The 17,545-nt window shown below is 49.5% G+C and carries 18 protein-coding genes; 7 read left to right on the top strand and 11 right to left on the bottom strand.

Annotated features, from left to right (window positions below):
* Positions 1–38 precede the first annotated feature (38 nt).
* The 5 genes from petA (at position 39) to EK22_RS04365 (ending at position 3,913) form a co-directional block, all read left to right on the top strand.
* Positions 39–641: a ubiquinol-cytochrome c reductase iron-sulfur subunit gene (petA, locus tag EK22_RS04385; RefSeq protein WP_020159310.1), complete on the top strand. Its 603-nt coding sequence runs from the start codon at positions 39–41 to the stop codon at positions 639–641.
* Positions 638–2,038, top strand: a complete 1,401-nt coding sequence (locus EK22_RS04380) for a cytochrome b (protein ID WP_027147268.1) — start codon at positions 638–640, stop codon at positions 2,036–2,038. The genes petA and EK22_RS04380 overlap by 4 nt, the downstream gene beginning before the upstream one ends.
* Before the next feature lies 1 nt (position 2,039).
* Positions 2,040–2,762 (top strand): cytochrome c1, encoded by a 723-nt coding sequence (locus tag EK22_RS04375; RefSeq protein ID WP_020159308.1) that lies wholly within the window; start codon positions 2,040–2,042, stop codon positions 2,760–2,762.
* A gap of 171 nt (positions 2,763–2,933) precedes the next feature.
* Positions 2,934–3,539 (top strand): glutathione S-transferase N-terminal domain-containing protein, encoded by a 606-nt coding sequence (locus EK22_RS04370; protein WP_200882564.1) that lies wholly within the window; start codon positions 2,934–2,936, stop codon positions 3,537–3,539.
* Entirely contained in the window at positions 3,536–3,913 is a 378-nt protein-coding gene (locus tag EK22_RS04365) for a ClpXP protease specificity-enhancing factor (RefSeq protein WP_020159306.1), read from the top strand. Before EK22_RS04370 ends, EK22_RS04365 begins: the two co-directional genes overlap by 4 nt.
* 40 nt (positions 3,914–3,953) lie before the next feature.
* Here the strand turns inward: EK22_RS04365 and EK22_RS04360 are convergent, their stop codons facing one another.
* Positions 3,954–4,286, bottom strand: coding sequence for a DUF1820 family protein (locus tag EK22_RS04360; RefSeq protein ID WP_020159305.1), 333 nt, complete (start codon positions 4,284–4,286; stop codon positions 3,954–3,956).
* Positions 4,287–4,389: 103 nt separating this feature from the next.
* The gene (locus tag EK22_RS04355) at positions 4,390–4,890 is read right to left on the bottom strand and encodes an NUDIX hydrolase (protein ID WP_152565000.1); all 501 of its coding nucleotides are present in this window, start codon (positions 4,888–4,890) and stop codon (positions 4,390–4,392) included.
* 212 nt (positions 4,891–5,102) lie between these two features.
* Here EK22_RS04355 and EK22_RS04350 point away from each other — a divergent pair, with 212 nt between their 5' ends.
* Together EK22_RS04350 and EK22_RS04345 are read left to right on the top strand one after the other, a co-directional pair.
* Positions 5,103–5,612, top strand: coding sequence for a c-type cytochrome (locus EK22_RS04350; RefSeq protein ID WP_020159303.1), 510 nt, complete (start codon positions 5,103–5,105; stop codon positions 5,610–5,612).
* A 534-nt stretch (positions 5,613–6,146) separates the two neighbouring features.
* Positions 6,147–8,390 carry a fused MFS/spermidine synthase gene (locus EK22_RS04345; RefSeq protein ID WP_051961672.1) on the top strand — a complete coding sequence of 748 codons (2,244 nt, stop codon included), beginning with the start codon at positions 6,147–6,149 and terminating at the stop codon, positions 8,388–8,390.
* A gap of 62 nt (positions 8,391–8,452) precedes the next feature.
* Here EK22_RS04345 and EK22_RS04340 read toward each other — a convergent pair whose 3' ends face one another.
* The 9 genes from EK22_RS04340 to rsmB all read right to left on the bottom strand — a co-directional run bounded on the left by EK22_RS04340 (position 8,453) and on the right by rsmB (position 17,542).
* Positions 8,453–10,024, bottom strand: coding sequence for an ArnT family glycosyltransferase (locus EK22_RS04340; protein WP_235209216.1), 1,572 nt, complete (start codon positions 10,022–10,024; stop codon positions 8,453–8,455).
* Between the two features lie 79 nt (positions 10,025–10,103).
* The gene (locus tag EK22_RS04335) at positions 10,104–10,382 is read right to left on the bottom strand and encodes a lipid-A-disaccharide synthase N-terminal domain-containing protein (RefSeq protein ID WP_020159298.1); all 279 of its coding nucleotides are present in this window, start codon (positions 10,380–10,382) and stop codon (positions 10,104–10,106) included.
* Positions 10,372–11,106 carry a glycosyltransferase family 2 protein gene (locus tag EK22_RS04330; protein WP_036248426.1) on the bottom strand — a complete coding sequence of 245 codons (735 nt, stop codon included), beginning with the start codon at positions 11,104–11,106 and terminating at the stop codon, positions 10,372–10,374. Before EK22_RS04330 ends, EK22_RS04335 begins: the two co-directional genes overlap by 11 nt.
* Before the next feature lie 117 nt (positions 11,107–11,223).
* Positions 11,224–11,616 carry a 30S ribosomal protein S9 gene (rpsI, locus tag EK22_RS04325; RefSeq protein ID WP_020159296.1) on the bottom strand — a complete coding sequence of 131 codons (393 nt, stop codon included), beginning with the start codon at positions 11,614–11,616 and terminating at the stop codon, positions 11,224–11,226.
* Between the two features lie 11 nt (positions 11,617–11,627).
* Positions 11,628–12,056: a 50S ribosomal protein L13 gene (rplM, locus tag EK22_RS04320; protein ID WP_020159295.1), complete on the bottom strand. Its 429-nt coding sequence runs from the start codon at positions 12,054–12,056 to the stop codon at positions 11,628–11,630.
* A gap of 129 nt (positions 12,057–12,185) precedes the next feature.
* Positions 12,186–13,547, bottom strand: a complete 1,362-nt coding sequence (locus EK22_RS04315) for a sigma-54-dependent transcriptional regulator (RefSeq protein WP_036248423.1) — start codon at positions 13,545–13,547, stop codon at positions 12,186–12,188.
* Between the two features lie 23 nt (positions 13,548–13,570).
* Positions 13,571–15,712 (bottom strand): sensor histidine kinase, encoded by a 2,142-nt coding sequence (locus tag EK22_RS04310; protein ID WP_020159293.1) that lies wholly within the window; start codon positions 15,710–15,712, stop codon positions 13,571–13,573.
* Positions 15,694–16,278: a DUF4390 domain-containing protein gene (locus EK22_RS04305; protein WP_027147265.1), complete on the bottom strand. Its 585-nt coding sequence runs from the start codon at positions 16,276–16,278 to the stop codon at positions 15,694–15,696. The genes EK22_RS04310 and EK22_RS04305 overlap by 19 nt, the downstream gene beginning before the upstream one ends.
* On the bottom strand, positions 16,256–17,542 hold the full coding sequence (gene rsmB, locus EK22_RS04300; RefSeq protein WP_036248420.1) for a 16S rRNA (cytosine(967)-C(5))-methyltransferase RsmB: 1,287 nt from the start codon (positions 17,540–17,542) through the stop codon (positions 16,256–16,258). Before rsmB ends, EK22_RS04305 begins: the two co-directional genes overlap by 23 nt.
* Between the last annotated feature and the right edge of the window lie 3 nt (positions 17,543–17,545).

Below are 17,545 nucleotides of genomic sequence, written 5' to 3'. Positions count from 1 at the left end.
TGCTTTTTAAAGCACAGACCCAATCAGGAGAGTTATAAATGAATAATGAAGGCGTCGATAAGTCCAAGCGCCAGTTTTTGACCACGGCGCTGACTGTGGTGGGGGCGGTCGGCACAGGCTATCTAGCGGTTCCTTTTTTGGCTCAAATGCAGCCCAGTGTCAAGGCGATGGCGGCCGGAGCACCGGTTGAAGTTGACATCAGCAAAATGGAGCCCGGCCAGTTGCTTAGAGTCGAGTGGCGCGGCAAGCCGGTCTGGATTCTGAATAGAACACCGGAAGTGCTTGAAACACTAAAAACACTGGATAACGAACTTCGGGACCCGCTCTCGCAGGAATCCATACAGCCCGCCTCGAGCAAGAACCCCGCGCGCTCCATCAAGCCAGAAATTTTCGTTGCCGTAGGCTTATGCACGCACCTGGGCTGCTCGCCTACCTTCCGCCCGGAAATTGCCCCTAATGACCTGGGCGACAAATGGAAAGGCGGCTTTTTTTGTCCTTGCCACGGCTCGTGGTTCGATCTGGCTGGTCGTGTTTATCGCGGCGTGCCGGCGCCTACCAATCTGGAGATTCCTCCCTACCGTTATATTACCGACACGTTAATCATCATCGGCGAAGAAACTACCACGGGGGCAAGCGCATGAAACCATCACGTCTAACGGCATGCGGCAACTGGGTCCTGGACCGCTTTCCACTGACAAAACTCTGGAATGACCACATGGCGCAATACTATGCGCCGAAAAATTTCAATTTCTGGTATTTCTTTGGCTCGTTGGCCTTGCTGGTGCTGGTCAACCAGTTCGTAACCGGCATTTTGCTGACCATGAACTACAAACCGGACGCCAAACTGGCCTTTGACTCCGTCGAATACATCATGCGCGATGTCAACTGGGGCTGGCTGGTGCGTTACATGCATTCCACCGGCGCTTCGGCCTTTTTCATCGTGGTCTATCTGCACATGTTCAGAGGCCTGCTGTACGGCTCGTTCAAGCAGCCCCGCGAACTGATCTGGATCTTCGGCATGCTGCTGTTTGTGGCGCTGATGGCCGAGGCGTTCATGGGTTACTTGCTGCCTTGGGGACAGATGTCCTACTGGGGCGCCCAGGTGATCATTTCACTGTTCAGCGCCATTCCCGTGATCGGCGATGAACTGTCGCTCTGGGTCCGCGGCGATTATGTCGTTTCCGATGCCACGCTGAACCGGTTCTTTGCCTTCCATGTCATCTCGGTGCCATTGGTCCTGGTATTGCTGGTTTTCCTGCATATCGTGGCGTTGCATGAAGTCGGTTCCAACAATCCGGACGGCATTGAAATCAAGAAAAACAAGGATGCTAATGGCATTCCGCTGGATGGCATCCCTTTTCATCCTTACTATACCGTCAAAGATATCGTCGGCGTCGGTGTATTCATGTTGTTTTTCGCGACCGTTATTTTCTACATGCCTGAAATGGGCGGTTATTTCCTGGAGCACGCCAACTTTATTCCGGCCGATCCGATGAAAACGCCCGAGCATATCGCGCCGGTCTGGTACTTCACGCCGTTTTATGCCATTTTGCGCGCTATCCCGGACAAATTTGCCGGTGTTATCGGCATGGGCGGTGCCATTGTCGTGATGTTCCTGCTGCCGTGGCTGGATCGCAGCGAAGTCAAATCGATCCGCTACCGCGGCGGCATTTACAAAAAAGCCCTGCTGCTCTTCGTCATCAGCTTTCTCGGTTTAGGCTATCTGGGCACGCAGCCTGCGACACCGGCCGCGACAACCGTTGCACGCATTTTTACGGCAATCTATTTCGGCTTTTTCCTGCTGATGCCTCTATATACGCGTTGGGAAAAATCGAAACCGCTGCCGACGCGCTTGACGGATCAGCCCAGCCTTGAAGACCGTATTCCGGCATTGATAGAAACCTATCATGAAATAACCCTGGTGAAACAGGTAACCAAAGAAGACGGCACTACAGTCCTGAAGAGAAGACCCAACCCTGCAGGCATTCTCAACGTCATCACTCGACTAGCAAAAAAACTAAAAAAGAGCCTCGATTGATATGAAAAAATTTATCACACTATTTTTATTGTTGATTCTGCCTTTAGGCGTCTCTGCCTCGGAAGGCATCGAACTGCAGGAGGCCGATATCGATCTTTCCGACAAGGTATCCCTTCAGCGCGGGGCCAAACATTTTGTAACCTATTGTTTGGGCTGTCATTCGGTCAAGCATATCCGTTATTTGCGCATCGCCCTTGATATGGGCGTTGATGAAAAGAAAGTCTTGAAAGACATTGCGCCGGAAGGCGCCGGTATTTACGACCAAATGCACAGCGCCATGAATGCCCATGACGCGGAAAAATGGTTTGGCATTCAACCGCCCGACTTATCATTAATCGCCCGCTCACGCGGCGCTGATTGGCTGTACAGCTATTTAAAAGGTTTTTATACCGATAAAAGCAAAATTCTGGGAACAAACAACGCGGTTTTCCCGGATGTCGGCATGCCCAACGTTTTATGGCAATTGCAAGGCGGACAGAAGCCTCTGTATAAAAAAGTGGACGGCAAACAGGTAATTGACAAACTCGTCACAGAGGAACCGGGCACCTTATCCCAGGCGGAATTCGACCGTGTCGTTAACGATCTGGTCAATTTTCTGGTCTATGTCGGAGAACCGGTACAACTGGAAAGGCAACGCATGGGCAAATATGTCCTGTTCTTTATTTTAATGTTTGTCGGCATCGCCTATCTGCTGAAACGGGAATACTGGAGAGATATTCACTAGTCTGCATGAATGAAAAACAGGGATGTTTTTCGTGCCGTGCGAGTCATTAATTCTGATGGTCTGCACCGGTCAAAAACCTGATCTTCCATGCTATAATGCCCATTTTTACCGCCCCACTCGTCCTAAATGAGGTTGTTATTCGTGGCAAATATTAATACACGCAAATCTGTAATGACGCTTTTTTCATCTCCGACATGTGCAATGAGCCACTGCGCCCGCTTTGTTTTACACGAAAAGGGCGTCGCCGCAGACATAGAATATTATGACCCGAATGATCCGCCCGAGGATTTGCTTGAACTGAACCCCACCGGCACATCGCCGACTTTGATAGAGCGGGATCTGGTGCTCTATGATTCTCGCATAATCATGGAATATCTTGACGAGCGCTTTCCACACCCGCCTTTACATCAGATGGATCCGGTTTCACGCGCTAATGCCAGAATGCTGATTAAACGTATAGACCAGGATTGGTATCAGTTACTGGATGAGATTTTATATTCGGGTGAGAAAAAATCAGCCCGGGCCAAAAAGATGCTTAAGGAAAGTTTATTGTCCGCCGCTCCTATCTTTGCCGCCCGCCCCTATTTTATGAGCGATGAATTTTCGCTGATTGATTGTGCCCTTGCACCTCTACTATGGCGCTTGCCGAGCATAGGTATCGATGTATCAACACCGAGCGAAGCGATTACCAATTATGCCCAGCGTATATTCAGAAGACCGGCATTCAAGCGCAGCCTCAGCGAAGCCGAAAAAGAAATGGCTGATTCACCAAAATGACTTCTTTAAAACCCTATTTAATCCGTTCAATCTATGAATGGATTATTGATAACAACCTGACCCCGCATTTACTGGTCGACGCTGAAAATAGCGATGCCATTCTGCCGCAGGAATTTATTGAAGACGGAAAAATCGTCTTGAATATACGCCCCGAAGCGATACAAGGGCTTTCCTTAGGCAATGAGGACATTCAATTTAATGCCCGATTTGGCGGCAAACCGATGCACATTGTCACGCCGATCGCAGCGGTAATGGCCATCTATGCCAAAGAAAACGGCAAGGGAATGATCTTCGATAGTGAAGATGGAGAGGGCGATGAGCCGCCTCCGGAAAAAAAGCCTCCCAATAAACCGAACTTACGCGTCGTCAAATAATTTCCTTGCCCAATCCGCCCGAAATGCGATTGGGCGGGCTTTATTTTTTATCGGGTGAGTAAAACGCGGACAGACGAGAGCGATCCCCTATCACATCATTGGGTATGGCTACAATTTTTGCAGTGCCACGTTTTTTTACCTGATCAATACGGATAATCTTGTGTACAGGAATAAATGAACGGTTAACCCCTTCAAACTCGGACCGGAGTTTCTCTTCCGTCGGATCGACGACAATTGAGGATTTCTCCCCAAAAACGAAATCCTCAATAATCACAAACCCATACAGATCTGCTTGATAAACCTTTTTAACGTAGACTTCATAGACCTGGTCCTGATTAATAAAAACAACCTTATAAATATGTTTTTCCGACATGTCGATTGGGTACCCGATAAAAATTGATCTTTGATAGTTTAATCGGATTCAGGCACTTATGCACTAAAGCAAACCGCCTTAAGCATAAATGATTTCGGAACATTTACAGCAAGGGAATATAATCTGTCCCTTTCGAATCGATGTCATACAAACCGGCCACACAATTCCCGCTATAGATGTTAAATGCACGCCGGATGATTTCCGCCAAGCCATCAACCAAATCATAATCATCGATATTTTCCAGATCAACCCATTTCGCATCGGCAATATCGCTCTGAGCGGTCGGTATCGAATTCCCTCCCTCATGTAACAGGGCCAAATAATCAATAATTACATAGTGGAAGTTCTCAATCCGTCTTTCCACTACCGCAACAATATTCTTTATTTCCGTTATCAGACCTGTTTCCTCCTGAATTTCCCGCTGACAAGCCGATACTAAAGATTCGCCTGCCTCCAGCTTGCCGCCGGGTATGGACCACAAGCCCATGGCGGGCGGCTGATTACGTTGTATCAGTAAAACCTGATTTTGAAGATTGAATACAATCCCGCCGACGCCAATAGCGGGCATGGGAAATACGCTTGCGGTATTATCAGGTATCGTCATTCTCAACCTCTGAACTTTTTTATTATTACTTAATCTTTTTAATTGTTATAGTAACTACGCCTAATAATAAAAAAAGACAGGCTCCTTCAATACCATTACTAACCCGTCTAATTTGATAATCATTATAAAACTCAACTCTTTTTGCGAGGTGAAACATGGTCTTACTAAAGCAAATCCTTACTCTATCCATACCTCTGCTCTGGTTTGGAACAATGCCGGTTTCAGCCGCCGATATTGCAGCCGGTGAACAAAAAGCAGAGACTTGCAGTGGTTGCCATGGCCCCAAAGGCAAAAGCAGCAACCCTCAATGGCCAAACCTTGCGGGGCAACAATCCAACTATATCATTAATCAACTGAATGCGTTTAAGGATGGCACCCGTAATAACCCGGTCATGCAACCGATGGCCGCCAACCTGAGCGATGAAGATATAGCAAACCTGGCCGCTTACTATTCAACACAAAAACCCGAGAGCGCCGGCGGTGATTCCGCCCTGATAAAAACGGGTCAGGCTAAAGCAAGTATGTGCCTGGGATGCCATGGTCCTTCGGCTGAAGGCAATGGCCAGTTTCCAAGACTTGCCGGGCAACATCCTGAATACCTGGTTCAGCAATTGAAAAGTTTCAAGGAGGGGTCACGCAAAGCCGGACCGATGCAGGCTATTACCGCCAATCTGTCCGAAGAAGATTTTCAGGCTTTGGCTGCTTATTTTGGTTCTTTGTAACGCGGTTATTTTTATATTTATCGCTCCCGATACTAACCTGAATATTTCATCACGAAGGACACGAAGGCTTTTCAATTCAAATACTTGCCCATGTTTCCGTATGAATGCATGAAATGACGGGAAGAAAATGACAATACCTTGATTTTCTTCGTGTTCTCGGCAACTGCTGAATCACAGGGATGTGGTGAATGTCGAAAACGCAGGAGCGGTTGCCGAGGAGCAAATATCTGTCCTTGGGGTCGTCTGTGGTTTTATGAAATATCCGGGCAAAAGCTTCATAGCCGAAAAAAAACAATTACGCCAGATTCTGGAATCAATCATATTCGATGACATACCCGATAATATCCGCCGGCATTCCAAGCGGGTTTCAGGCGATACTGGGGGCGAACAGCAATAATCAAAAAATTAACCCTTTCAAAAAGGCGGCATAACCGCCTTTTTTGTTGCCTTTGTTTATATTCAAATGCCTCGGGCAAGGTAAATGCTTTATCATTAGCGCATTTATAACAATAAGCCTAAAGGGCGATTCAAAAAATGCGTAACCACTCGGAAATAAAAACAGACCGTAATCTATCTCTGATATTTTTATTTGCAGTTACATTATTTACCAGTGCTTCACTGATGTTTGTTCTGCAACCCATGTTCGGGAAAATTTTGCTGCCTTTACTGGGTGGCTCTCCGGCAGTCTGGAACACCTGCATGGTGTTTTATCAAAGCATTTTATTTCTCGGCTACTTTTACGCTCACTATATTTCAACGCGCCAAAGCTTGCACCGACAAATTCTGATACATGCGGGGGTTATACTGATCAGTTTTCTGGCGCTGCCTCTGGCGTTATCTGAAAACGCCCAGCCGCCGACGGATAGCGACCCTACCTTCTGGTTGTTCTGGACACTGCTTCTGGCTATCGGCCTGCCTTTTTTCGTGGTATCGACCACGGCCCCGTTGATCCAAAAATGGTTTGCCAATATTGGCCATCATACCAGCCATGATCCTTACTATCTCTATGCCGCAAGCAATACCGGCAGTCTGATCGCCTTACTGAGCTATCCTTTTATTTTGGAACCGAACATAGGACTGGCCGAGCAAAAAACCTACTGGAGCATCGGCTACCTGCTGCTTTGCGCCCTTATCGCCGGATGCGCGTTTATTTTATGGCAAACCCGGCAAAAAGCCGAAACCACGCAGGAAAGCCTGCTTGACAGCAGCGACCTGAGCCCTTACACCCAACTGCACTGGCTGGTACTGGCGTTCGTTCCATCCAGTCTGCTGCTGGGTCTGACCAATTTCATCAGCACCGATATTGCATCGGTTCCGTTGCTGTGGATCATTCCGCTGACGTTATACCTGTTGTCCTTTATCATTGTTTTTTCCAAGTGGAACCCTGTTATCCATCCGTTAATGGTCAGGCTACAACCCATTGTATTGCTGCCGTTTATTGCCTATTCATTCATCAACCCGGCAGTTCTGCCCTACTGGATGGACCTGACGCTGCACCTGCTGGCCTTTTTTCTGGCCGTCATGGTCTGCCATGGCGAGCTGGCTAAAAACAGACCCCATACCCGGCATTTAACCACCTTCTATCTGATCATGTCGTTTGCGGGCATGCTGGGCGGGATGTTCAACACGTTCGTGGCGCCTTTTATTTTTGATGCGGTCTATGAGTATCCCATCATGATAGTCGCGGCATTGCTGCTGCGCCCTGGCCTGAAATCGTCAATAACCAAACACAACCTGGCCTGGGCGCGGCAACTGATATTACCGGCGGCACTAGTCATCATCGGCCTGATTGTTTACGCCAGCGGCGAAAATCTGCCTCAATACCTCGACACGATCGGTGTCGGCCTGATCTTGATAACCGGCCTGACCTTTGCTTTCAGACGGCAACCCATCACGCTTGCCCTGTTAACGGGGACTCTTATCTTTTTCACCCAGGGATTGCATGGATTAATGTCCAACACGCTTTATCAGGAACGCAGCTTTTTCGGCGTCCTTTCGGTTCGTGAGAGCGTATTAGCCGATGAGCAAAATCGTCCGGAAAAATATCACGAACTCTTTCATGGCACGACCAAGCATGGTGCACAACGCCTGACCGCCGCTCACATTCAAACGCCGTTGACTTACTATAGCCGTCCGGGACCGATGGGCCAGCTTTTTAAAGCCTATGATAACAACAACCAGAGCTGGCAGATCGGCATCGTAGGCCTTGGCGCAGGCGCCTTGACCTGCTATGCCAAACCTCAGCAGCAATGGACGCTGTACGAAATCGATCCGCTGGTCGTCGAAGTCGCCAGCAATCCGGCTTATTTCCGCTATCTTCAGCAATGCAGCCATAACGCAATCCTGCGTATAGGTGATGCCCGTTTATCCTTGAAAAAAGAGCCTGATCAACTGTTCGACTTATTGGTCATGGACGCCTTCAGCTCGGATGCGGTGCCCACCCATCTGCTGACCCAGGAAGCGCTTGAGCTTTACTTCAGGAAACTGAAGCCCGGGGGACTATTGGCGTTTCATATCACCAACCGCCATCTGGCGCTAAAAAAAGTATTGTCCGACCATGCCAAACAGCTGCAATTGTCCGCCTTGATCCAGGAATTCAAACCACAGCAGGAAATCCCGCTGGTCGTGGCGACGGATTGGGTGGTTCTGGCAAAGCGTCCCGAAGCGCTGGAGCCGCTGCGTATCAGCCGACTGGGCAACTGGCAGAAACTGCCTTTGTATTTCGATATGAAACCGTGGACGGATGATTTTACGAATATTGTCAGTATCTGGAAATAAGCCGGCCGGATCCGGCGCTCTCCGTTTTGGCTGAAGCGCCGGCCAGGTTAATCGCCGATAAATCAGGGCTTTAGAATGGCGCCGAGAGTTGGATTTTCAAGCAACGTCCTGGATGCCAGCAAAGCTATGTTCCGGCCTTTATAGGGATAGCGATCGCTGAATATCGATGCCGGCAATGATTCTGCATCCTTATAGCTAATAAGGATGTAACCGTCCTGATGCTGCCGGGCCCAGCGGTATAACACTTTCAAATTCGGCAATACCGTAATCGGCTGCTTAAGCCGCCCGCCAAAATGATACTGGCCATGATATTTGTTGCCATACAAGGCAATGGCTCGGTTTTCCTCCATTAAGCCGGCGATCTTCCGGGCCGCCGGTTTCGTATCGTAGTGGCTGGCCTTAATTTCGAAAAAACCGCACGATAACAGCAATGATGCCGCTAGCGAGGCAATACAGAGATAAAAAGCGGAATTTGGCGCATCCTTGGCCTTGGCCATTCCCAAAACTACCGCGACTGCCAGTAGCAACCCTCCCCATACCGGCGAAAGCAACGATAACTCAGCCCGCCAATGGTAATGATCATTCAAGCCGGGAAGGATCGTCAATATCACGCCAAGCAAGGCGAATAGACCCATCACAACGAGATGGGCGCGCTGCCAACGGCCACGCTCGGTTATTTCATCCGCCGACCGCGCTAGCATCAATGCAAAAGCGGGCAACAAGGGTAACAGATAATGAAGACGTTTGCCGCTGACCAGCGAAAAAGCGATAAAAACAGGCACCGCCCAGGCCAGGCAAAAGCGCATGCCGACATCATTAAAATTCACTCGCCTCAGCCCCGTCCATACAGGCGTCCATAACAGCCACGGCAACAACAATAACGGCAATAGCTCCAAGTACCACCACCACGGCAGCCGATGCGCAAAGGAGTCGACCAGTCGCCCGCCGGTCTGCCCGAAAAAAATGGCCTTTCTGTACGCTTCGCCACCGGCGATACCGGCAGGTATCGCCCAGCACAAGGCGATACCGACAGCTAGTAAAACAGCACCCAGAATACGATAATACCACTGCCGCCAGGAAAATCCGGCAGCCGGCAGCCACCAAGGCGCCAATAGCGCGACAGGCAACAAATGCAGCAAGATCACCGGGCCTTTTGTCAAAATTCCCGCGCCCATGGCAACGCCCAGCATTAGCCAATATCTGAAAGCCAGCCCCGAATAAGCGAGTTTTAGCAGACTGTAGATACCCAGCAAGGCGAAGAAGGCCAGCATCATGTCGAACATCGTCAGTGTGCTGAAGACAATCCAGAAAAAGCACCCTAGCAATATCAACGGCGTGAGCGCTTCGGTTTGCGTCCTATCCGGCCATAATATGCGCGCGACGGCCCGGGATAAAAATAAGGCGGCCAACGAGAATAACGGCCCGATTAGTCGTAGCGACCAATCGTTAACACCCAGCACGAACCAGCTTGATTGCATCAACCAGAATAACAGCGGGGGTTTGTGACTGTAAGTCTGGCCGTTTAAGTAAGGAACGAGAAAGTCCCCTCTGACCCACATTTCCCATGCGACAGCGGCATATCGAGTTTCATCGACCGGAATTAATGGGCGCGTGGAGAGATTAACCGCGATCAAGCCCGTCCAAAGAAGAAAAATCCAAAATCGAATGGGTAAGAGCTGATACATTGCTTACTACACAGAAAAGACGAGGAACTTATTCGGTTTTCAAAATCTTATGTTCGTAAATAACAAAATACAGATTCCGAAGATAAATGAATAATCCGGTTAATTGGCCGACTATGAAAACGGGATCCTGTCGATGCACTGCATACGCAAAAAGGGTAATCCCGCCAGCAATACTGAAATACCAGAACGCGACAGGAAAAACACTTTTTTTCTCACGTTCACTTTTCAGCCATTGCACGACGAAACGAGCCGAAAACAATCCCTGTCCCAAAAAACCGATAATCAGCCAAAGATTCTCAGTATCCATTTTCGCTCTCCTTTATTACGGGTAATTTCATCCGTCGCTTTAACCACATAACGCCTAACAAATCTGTAATGCCCACCCAGAGCCGGTCCAAAGTACCGTATTTTGAATAGCCGGCCATTCGTGGCCGGTGATTGACCGGTTCGGAGATGACCTGCCCTCCGGCCCGCAGGATTAAAGCCGGCAAAAAGCGATGCATGTGATCGAAATAAGGCAGCAGAAGGAATTTATCTCTTAAAAACAGTTTAAGGCCACATCCCGTATCGGGTGTATTATCGCCCAGCAGGCAAGACCGTACGGTATTGGCCGCCCTGGAGGAAAACAGTCGCCAGGCAGAATCATGACGTTTCCTACGCCACCCTACCACCATCCATAAGTTGCCCAGGCGTTTGCTTTGCCGCATGAATACTTCATACAAACGCGGAATATCAGCCGGGTCATTTTGGCCATCACCGTCCAAAGTCGCTATGCAGGAGTAATTCGCAGCCTTGACCCCTGTGTAAATGGCCGTGCTTTGGCCATAACTTCGCTCGTGCCGGATGACTCTTAGCGATTTGGTCTTTTGAAGCGCGTGCCGTAAAACTGTCGCCGTATTATCGTTACTGCCATCATCGACATAGATAATTTCATATGCTTGCGCAGCCCTCATGGCCTTAACGATCTCTTCAATTAAAAAGAGGATATTTTCCTCTTCATTATGTACAGGAACAATAACGGATATTTTCATATGATCCCCTGATTAGGAGATTCCAAAAAACTTAATAAAAAAAAAGGGCGGCACTCAAGGATGAATGCGACCCTTTCTTATCTGGATGTATAACCTCAGTTATACATAAGGTACATATTAGCGTTTTGAGTATTGTGGACGTTTTCTGGCTTTATGGAGGCCCACTTTCTTACGCTCTACCACACGTGAATCGCGTGTGACAAATCCTGCTTTTCTAAGGGCTGGACGCAATGCCTCATCGTATTCCATCAATGCACGCGTCAGACCGTGACGAATAGCACCAGCCTGACCGGAAGGGCCTCCGCCTTTAACAATCACGTTAACATCGAACTTACTTTCCATATCGACGCATTCCAGCGGCTGACGGGAAACCATCTGATCGGTTTTACGACCAAAGTATGTTTCGATGCTGACGTTGTTAATAGTGATTTTTCCAGTGCCTGTTGTTGCGTAAACGCGCGCTACTGCACTTTTACGACGGCCTGTTCCATAATACTGAGCTGCTGCCATGGTCTACCCGCTTATAATTCTAAAACTTTTGGCTGTTGAGCCTGATGATCGTGTTCGGGACCTGCATAAACTTTCAATTTCTTGAACATTGCACGACCCAGTGGATTGTTAGGTAACATTCCTTTAACCGCGGTATTGAGAATACGATCAGGGAAGGTTTTTCTTAATTTGCCTAGACTAACGGTTTTCAAATTACCGACATAACCCGTATGGTGTTGATACAACTTATCTTTTTCTTTATTGCCGGTAACGCCTATTTTTTCTGCATTGACTACAATAATGTAATCGCCGGTATCAACATGCGGTGTATATTCTGGTTTGTGTTTACCGCGAAGACGACGCGCAATTTCAGAAGCAAGACGTCCCAGCGTCTTCCCTTCCGCATCAACTACGTACCAATCGCGCTTAACTTCTGCTGGCTTTGCACTAAATGTTTTCATCGTTACTTAGTCTTTCTGTTAAAGGCTCAATAAAAGAGCGAGAATTCTACTAAACGCCAATAAACTTTTCAAGTTTATTTACTATTCCAAGCGTATTAACCACATATGATAACAAATCGTTGAGGTTACTCATAGTTTAATATTTAACGAATGCAATTTTCGATACAGATGCGTGCGCTCCATGCCCACGGCAGAGGCTAACTTTGCCACACTGCCGCCATTTTTTTCGAAATGATATTCCAAATAGGCCTTTTCAAAATGATCCCTGGCTTCTTTCAAAGGCAGGTTAAAAAATTCAGGAACTGATGAAGAGGTATAGACATCGCTGACCACAGAGCCCAGTGCCAGTTTGACCTCCTCCAGTTCTATGTCTTCCCCGACTCCCAGAATCATAAGCCGCTGTACCAGATTTTTCAATTCCCGGACATTGCCGCGCCAGCTGTAATTGCGCAGGAAATTCTGCGCGGCGATGGAAAACCGCCGAAACGGCAGTTTGTCCTGATTAACAAAATAATCGACATAGAAGCTCAACAATGCCGGCACATCCTCGCTGTGTTCGCGGAGCGGCGGAATCTCGAGCGTGACTTCATTGAGCAGATAATATAAATCCTGTCGAAAACGCCCCGCCTTAACCTCTTCATCCAGCGCAATCCGGGTAGAGGCAACCACTCTGACATCGACGCGAACCGCCTGACTGCCGCCTACCCGTAAAAACGAACTGGACTCCAGGGCGCTGAGCAGTCTGAGTTGCGTTTCCTTATCCATACCACCGATTTCGCCCAAAAACAGCGTCCCGTTATGGGCCCGTTCCAATAGCCCCGGATAAATTTTACCGGCATCTTCCTTGCCAAAAAACTCCACTGCCGAATTTTCCGGTGATATGCTGCCTACCGCCACATCAATAAAAGGCCCATGCCGATGGGCACTGTTATTGTGCAAATAGCGCGCATACATTTCCTTGCCGACGCCCGCCTCACCGACAAACAGCACGCGCGCCTCATGCTGCGCCAAGCGCTTTAGTTGATCCTTGGTCCTGGCCACGGCAGCGCTCTTGCCGACTGGCTCGATATCAGTGATCAACTGCTGCTTGAGCCCGGCATTTTCTTTTTGCAGGTTGCTGGCTTCCAGGGCTCTTTCGACAATCAGTAAAAGCTTTGCCAAAGACAACGGTTTTTCCAGAAAATCATAAGCGCCCAGGCGTGTTGCCTCGACCGCCGCCTCCACCGAACCGTGCCCGGACATCATGACCACGGGGCAAAGCGCCTCGTCCTCGACAACCCATTCTTTCAGCAGCGTAATGCCATCACTGTCCGGCATCCAGATATCAAGCAGAATCAGATTCGGATCGTTAATCTTTTTTAGCTCCCGGGCTTCGCTGGCGTTTTCGGCCATGGCGACCTGATAACCTTCATCTTCGAGAATTTCGCATACCAGCCGGCGAATATCCGGCTCGTCATCCACGACTAATATACGAGATATATTTGTATTCATATTGTTGAGACAGTCTAATATTTTTAATTAGCGGGCAACTGGATTATAAAACCCGCCCCGACTTTGCGACTGGCGTCGACCCATATGGCGCCGCCATGTTCTTCAATTATTTTTTTGACAATGGCCAACCCCAGGCCTGTTCCTTTGGCTTTAGTTGTCACATAGGGTTCAAAAATCTTCTCAATCTGATCATCCTTGATGCCGGGTCCATCATCATAGAGCGCAATTTCAATAAAATCGCTATTGTTCTTCCGCAACCGGTGCAGGCTTATGTCAACCTGGCCTTTTGCATCGATCGCTTCCAGGGCATTTTTTATCAGATTATGCAAGACCTGTCTGATATTGACCGGGTCGCCCTTAGTCATCAGTGAGCCCTGGTCATAATCGACGTTAAACTTGACGCCCGACTGAACCGCGTAAAGCGCCAGCACCTCCTGTACTAAACCGGATAAATCAATAACCGCCGTCTGCTTCTTGGAAGGCTTGGCATACTCCGAGAAATCATCCACCATTTCCTTCATCGCTTCAACCTGCTGCACGATGGTTCGCGTGGAACGCTGCAGCATATCCGCGTCAGCGGCGGCTAATTTGTCGGCCAGTTTATGCTGCAACCGTTCTGCCGACAACTGTATCGGCGTCAACGGATTCTTGATTTCATGCGCCAAGCGCCGGGCCACCTCGCCCCACGCCGCATTCTTCTGCGCCTGTATCAAATCGGTTACATCATCGAAAACCACAACCGCTCCCACCCGCCGGCCTTCCTGGGAAAAAAGAGGCGTGCCCCGGCATAATAGCTCCCGCCGGCCATTCTGACCTAAAAAGGCAATCCGGTGCTGCCAGATGTCATCCGCCTGCTCCAGAAAGCGCTGAATCACTTTTAAAGGCTCGGCCAGTTCGGCATAGCCGTGCGCGATATCCGATAAGGTCTGCCCGATAAAATAACTGACAGGAATATGAAAGATTCTGTAAGCGGCCTGATTGACCGTACGGATTTTATACCGCGCATCAAAACTGATGACGCCCGCCGTCAAATTTGCCAGAATCGTTTCCAGATAAGCCCGCTGATTTTCAACTTCGAGACTGGCCAGCCTGGTTTCATCCCTGGCCCTGGCAATGCGAAGGGTCATCTCATTGAACGACTCCACCAGAAACCCCAGATCATCCTGCACGATAACCGGCAATTGCTGGTCGTAGTGACCCGACGCCACAGCCTGCGTGCCTTTAACAAGTTCTTTTACCGGCGCGATAATATTACGGATGCTGATAAAGGCCACCCAGATAGCCGCCAGCAAACTCATCAGCAAAACCAGCGACAATGCCAGAGAGAAGCTTAATTTTAATGAATCCCTTAGAAAGTGCATTTCCTGATAACGCACAAAGGCAAATTCCACCGAATCGGCCAGATCGGCGATTCTGACCGGCACAGGATACAAGGCCTGCAGATATTGCGGATCTTCCGCCTGAACAGTGACAATAACACGGATCATTAACTGATCCTCATGCACCGGCGCCAAGGCGACATATTCCGTATGCTGCCTCAGCCGCAGCCAAACATGCTCATCCGGCAGGCTCGGCAAAATATCGCCGGGGTTAATGCTGCTCGAAGCAATAATCCTGCCTTGGCGAGAAAACAGCGTCATTTCGGATGCTTCCGAAAGCTCGCGCAGATTCTCTATTTCCAGTGTAGCCAGACTTTCCGAGGCATCTTTCAATCTGTCGGTCAATTGCTGCGTTTGCCTTAAATGCCATCGCATACGCTGGTCCAGCGAAGCCTGGCTAAGCTCCAGCGAATCCTCCATGGCCTTGTCGATTTCGACATTAAACCAGCTGTCTATGCCCTGATGCAGAAACTGCATGGAAAAATAAAACACGATGGCCGCAGGCACCAAGGACAACACCACAAACAGCGATACCATGCGGGTGGTCAGCCTTGAGCCCGCTTCGCGTTTTTTTAACTGCCGGGTCAACGAATAAATATTGGCTCCGACCAGCCCCAGCAACACCACTGATCCCAGGGCATTGACCAAAAGCAGCCAGGAATACATTTCGCTCAATTGCGATGATTCCTGGGTTGCCGAGCTCATCAGTTGCAGTGACAGCAGAATGAGGCCGAACAGGACTAGAACAGACAGACTGACAGGGGGTTTTATTCTTTCAGGGACCATAAATACCAGTCACTGGACAAATACCATTGAGGATTAATATAGGCGATCGGCCGTAGCGGCAAAGGCAGCGCGTCGCGATCGAAGATGACTTTCACGCCCCCGATATAATGGGCATCCTGAGCAAGATCCGCTTTATCCATGATCGGCACATTGCGTATTGCCGACATCATATCCAGGGCCGTGGACAATGTGGAAAAATTATAGACTGTCTTGCTGCTTTCGTTCCTGACCCGATACATATTCAATAAAGCATGGTACTGAATGCGATAACGGATCTCTTTCTCAAGCAGTTTTTTATTCCAGAGATAATCGCGGTGGCGCAGCACTTGCACCTGCACCGTCCAGAATAAAGGAATGCCATTTTGCAATGCTTCCCTGGCTCTATCGCTGAGCTGGTAGTCGATATCCGCTGATAAAAAATAGCGCTCGTCCCGCAAAACCATCTCTGCCTTTTTGACGCTTACCGCAAATTCATCGGCATCAGCAACGAACGGCCATAGCCATGTCAACAAGCACAACAGGCAGGCAAGCCACAAGCGGGATTTATTGCTTAACGATTCGGGCATAATAAAAACCGTCCATTGCAGATTCCCCGGTAAAAATCTGCCGTCCGAATTCCCTGGGAGAACCCCACCCCGCATCTATGGGCACCTGTGCCGCATCGCTGTGCTCGGCTAGAAAAGCTTGGATCTGCAGCTCATTTTCCCGTTTTAAGACAGAACAAGTGGCATAGAGCAATATCCCGCCGGTTGCTAAAAGCGGCCAAACCACGCTTAAAATATTTTTTTGCAGTGCCTGTAGCTGTGCAATATCCTCGTCCCTGCGCAACAGCTTAATATCAGGATGGCGACGGATAACGCCCAAGGCCGAACACGGAGCATCCAGCAAAATCCGATCAAACGGCATGCCGTCCCACCAGGTTTCGGGAGCTGCCGCATCCCCCACCAGCAATCTGGCTTCCAGTTTCAGCCGCTGTAGGTTTTCATTGACCCGCTGCATACGCGCTGCGTCGATATCAACAGCCACCAACTCGTTCAGCTGAGGCTGGCTTTCAAGAATATGCGCGGCTTTGCCGCCCGGTGCCGCGCACACATCAAGCACCCGCTGCCCCGCTCTGACATCGAGCAATTGAGCCGCTAATTGCGCGGCAGTGTCCTGCACCGAAACCAATCCCTGGTCGAAACCGGGCAACATGTCGACCGAAACCGGCTTATCGAGCATAATGGCCGATGCGCAGAATGCCACCGGTGTCGCGCCGATATCGTGCTCGGCCAATTGACGCAGGTACTGTTCGCGGCTGGTTCGCGCCTGATTGACGCGCAAGACCATCGGCGGCTGACGGTTGTTTTCGAGAAATAATTGCGCGGACTGCTGAGGCCAATCCTGCCGGATCTGGTCAATAAGCCAGCGAGGGTGGCTGACAGCCGCCGAAGGTTCCTGATCGGCTTGCTGCTCGATGCGCTCCTGCTCCCGCTGATAATTCCTGAGCACCGCATTGACCAATGACTTAGCCCATGGTTTTTTTCGCGCGGCGGCAACGGTTTCGGATACGGCGGCATGAGGTTTGACCCGCATGAACTGCAGCTGATACAAGCCGATCAAAATCAGTGACTTGACCTCAACATCCTTCAGCGGCTTATCGAGCAGCTGGCTCAAGATAAAATCCAGCCGATGATAGTAACGGCATACGCCGTAACAGAGCGCCTGCACGAACGCCCTATCCTTAACGGCGTCAACGGCGGGTACGACATTATCCAGCGCCGCCGTTAAGGACTGCCCGTTCTGCAATACCCGGGACAGCACCCGGGCGGCGACCAATCTAGAATTCACTGG

Origin of the sequence: Methylobacter sp. BBA5.1, assembly GCF_000746145.1 — a bacterium.
Classification (GTDB): Bacteria; Pseudomonadota; Gammaproteobacteria; order Methylococcales; family Methylomonadaceae; genus Methylobacter; species Methylobacter marinus.
This window is presented reverse-complemented; position numbering and strand designations above follow the sequence as displayed.

Bases quoted from the DNA above. Each gene is read 5' to 3' on its own strand.
- EK22_RS04310 (WP_020159293.1), bottom strand. From the start codon at position 15,712: ATGGTCCCTGAAAGAATAAAACCCCCTGTCAGTCTGTCTGTTCTAGTC.
- EK22_RS04305 (WP_027147265.1), bottom strand. From the start codon at position 16,278: ATGCCCGAATCGTTAAGCAATAAATCCCGCTTGTGGCTTGCCTGCCTG.
- EK22_RS04345 (WP_051961672.1), top strand. From the start codon at position 6,147: ATGCGTAACCACTCGGAAATAAAAACAGACCGTAATCTATCTCTGATA.
- EK22_RS04350 (WP_020159303.1), top strand. From the start codon at position 5,103: ATGCCGGTTTCAGCCGCCGATATTGCAGCCGGTGAACAAAAAGCAGAG.
- EK22_RS04355 (WP_152565000.1), bottom strand. From the start codon at position 4,890: ATGACGATACCTGATAATACCGCAAGCGTATTTCCCATGCCCGCTATT.
- EK22_RS04365 (WP_020159306.1), top strand. From the start codon at position 3,536: ATGACTTCTTTAAAACCCTATTTAATCCGTTCAATCTATGAATGGATT.
- rplM (WP_020159295.1), bottom strand. From the start codon at position 12,056: ATGAAAACATTTAGTGCAAAGCCAGCAGAAGTTAAGCGCGATTGGTAC.
- EK22_RS04380 (WP_027147268.1), top strand. From the start codon at position 638: ATGAAACCATCACGTCTAACGGCATGCGGCAACTGGGTCCTGGACCGC.
- EK22_RS04360 (WP_020159305.1), bottom strand. From the start codon at position 4,286: ATGTCGGAAAAACATATTTATAAGGTTGTTTTTATTAATCAGGACCAG.
- EK22_RS04330 (WP_036248426.1), bottom strand. From the start codon at position 11,106: ATGAAAATATCCGTTATTGTTCCTGTACATAATGAAGAGGAAAATATC.
- EK22_RS04335 (WP_020159298.1), bottom strand. From the start codon at position 10,382: ATGGATACTGAGAATCTTTGGCTGATTATCGGTTTTTTGGGACAGGGA.
- EK22_RS04375 (WP_020159308.1), top strand. From the start codon at position 2,040: ATGAAAAAATTTATCACACTATTTTTATTGTTGATTCTGCCTTTAGGC.
- EK22_RS04370 (WP_200882564.1), top strand. From the start codon at position 2,934: ATGACGCTTTTTTCATCTCCGACATGTGCAATGAGCCACTGCGCCCGC.
- petA (WP_020159310.1), top strand. From the start codon at position 39: ATGAATAATGAAGGCGTCGATAAGTCCAAGCGCCAGTTTTTGACCACG.
- rpsI (WP_020159296.1), bottom strand. From the start codon at position 11,616: ATGGCAGCAGCTCAGTATTATGGAACAGGCCGTCGTAAAAGTGCAGTA.
- EK22_RS04315 (WP_036248423.1), bottom strand. From the start codon at position 13,547: ATGAATACAAATATATCTCGTATATTAGTCGTGGATGACGAGCCGGAT.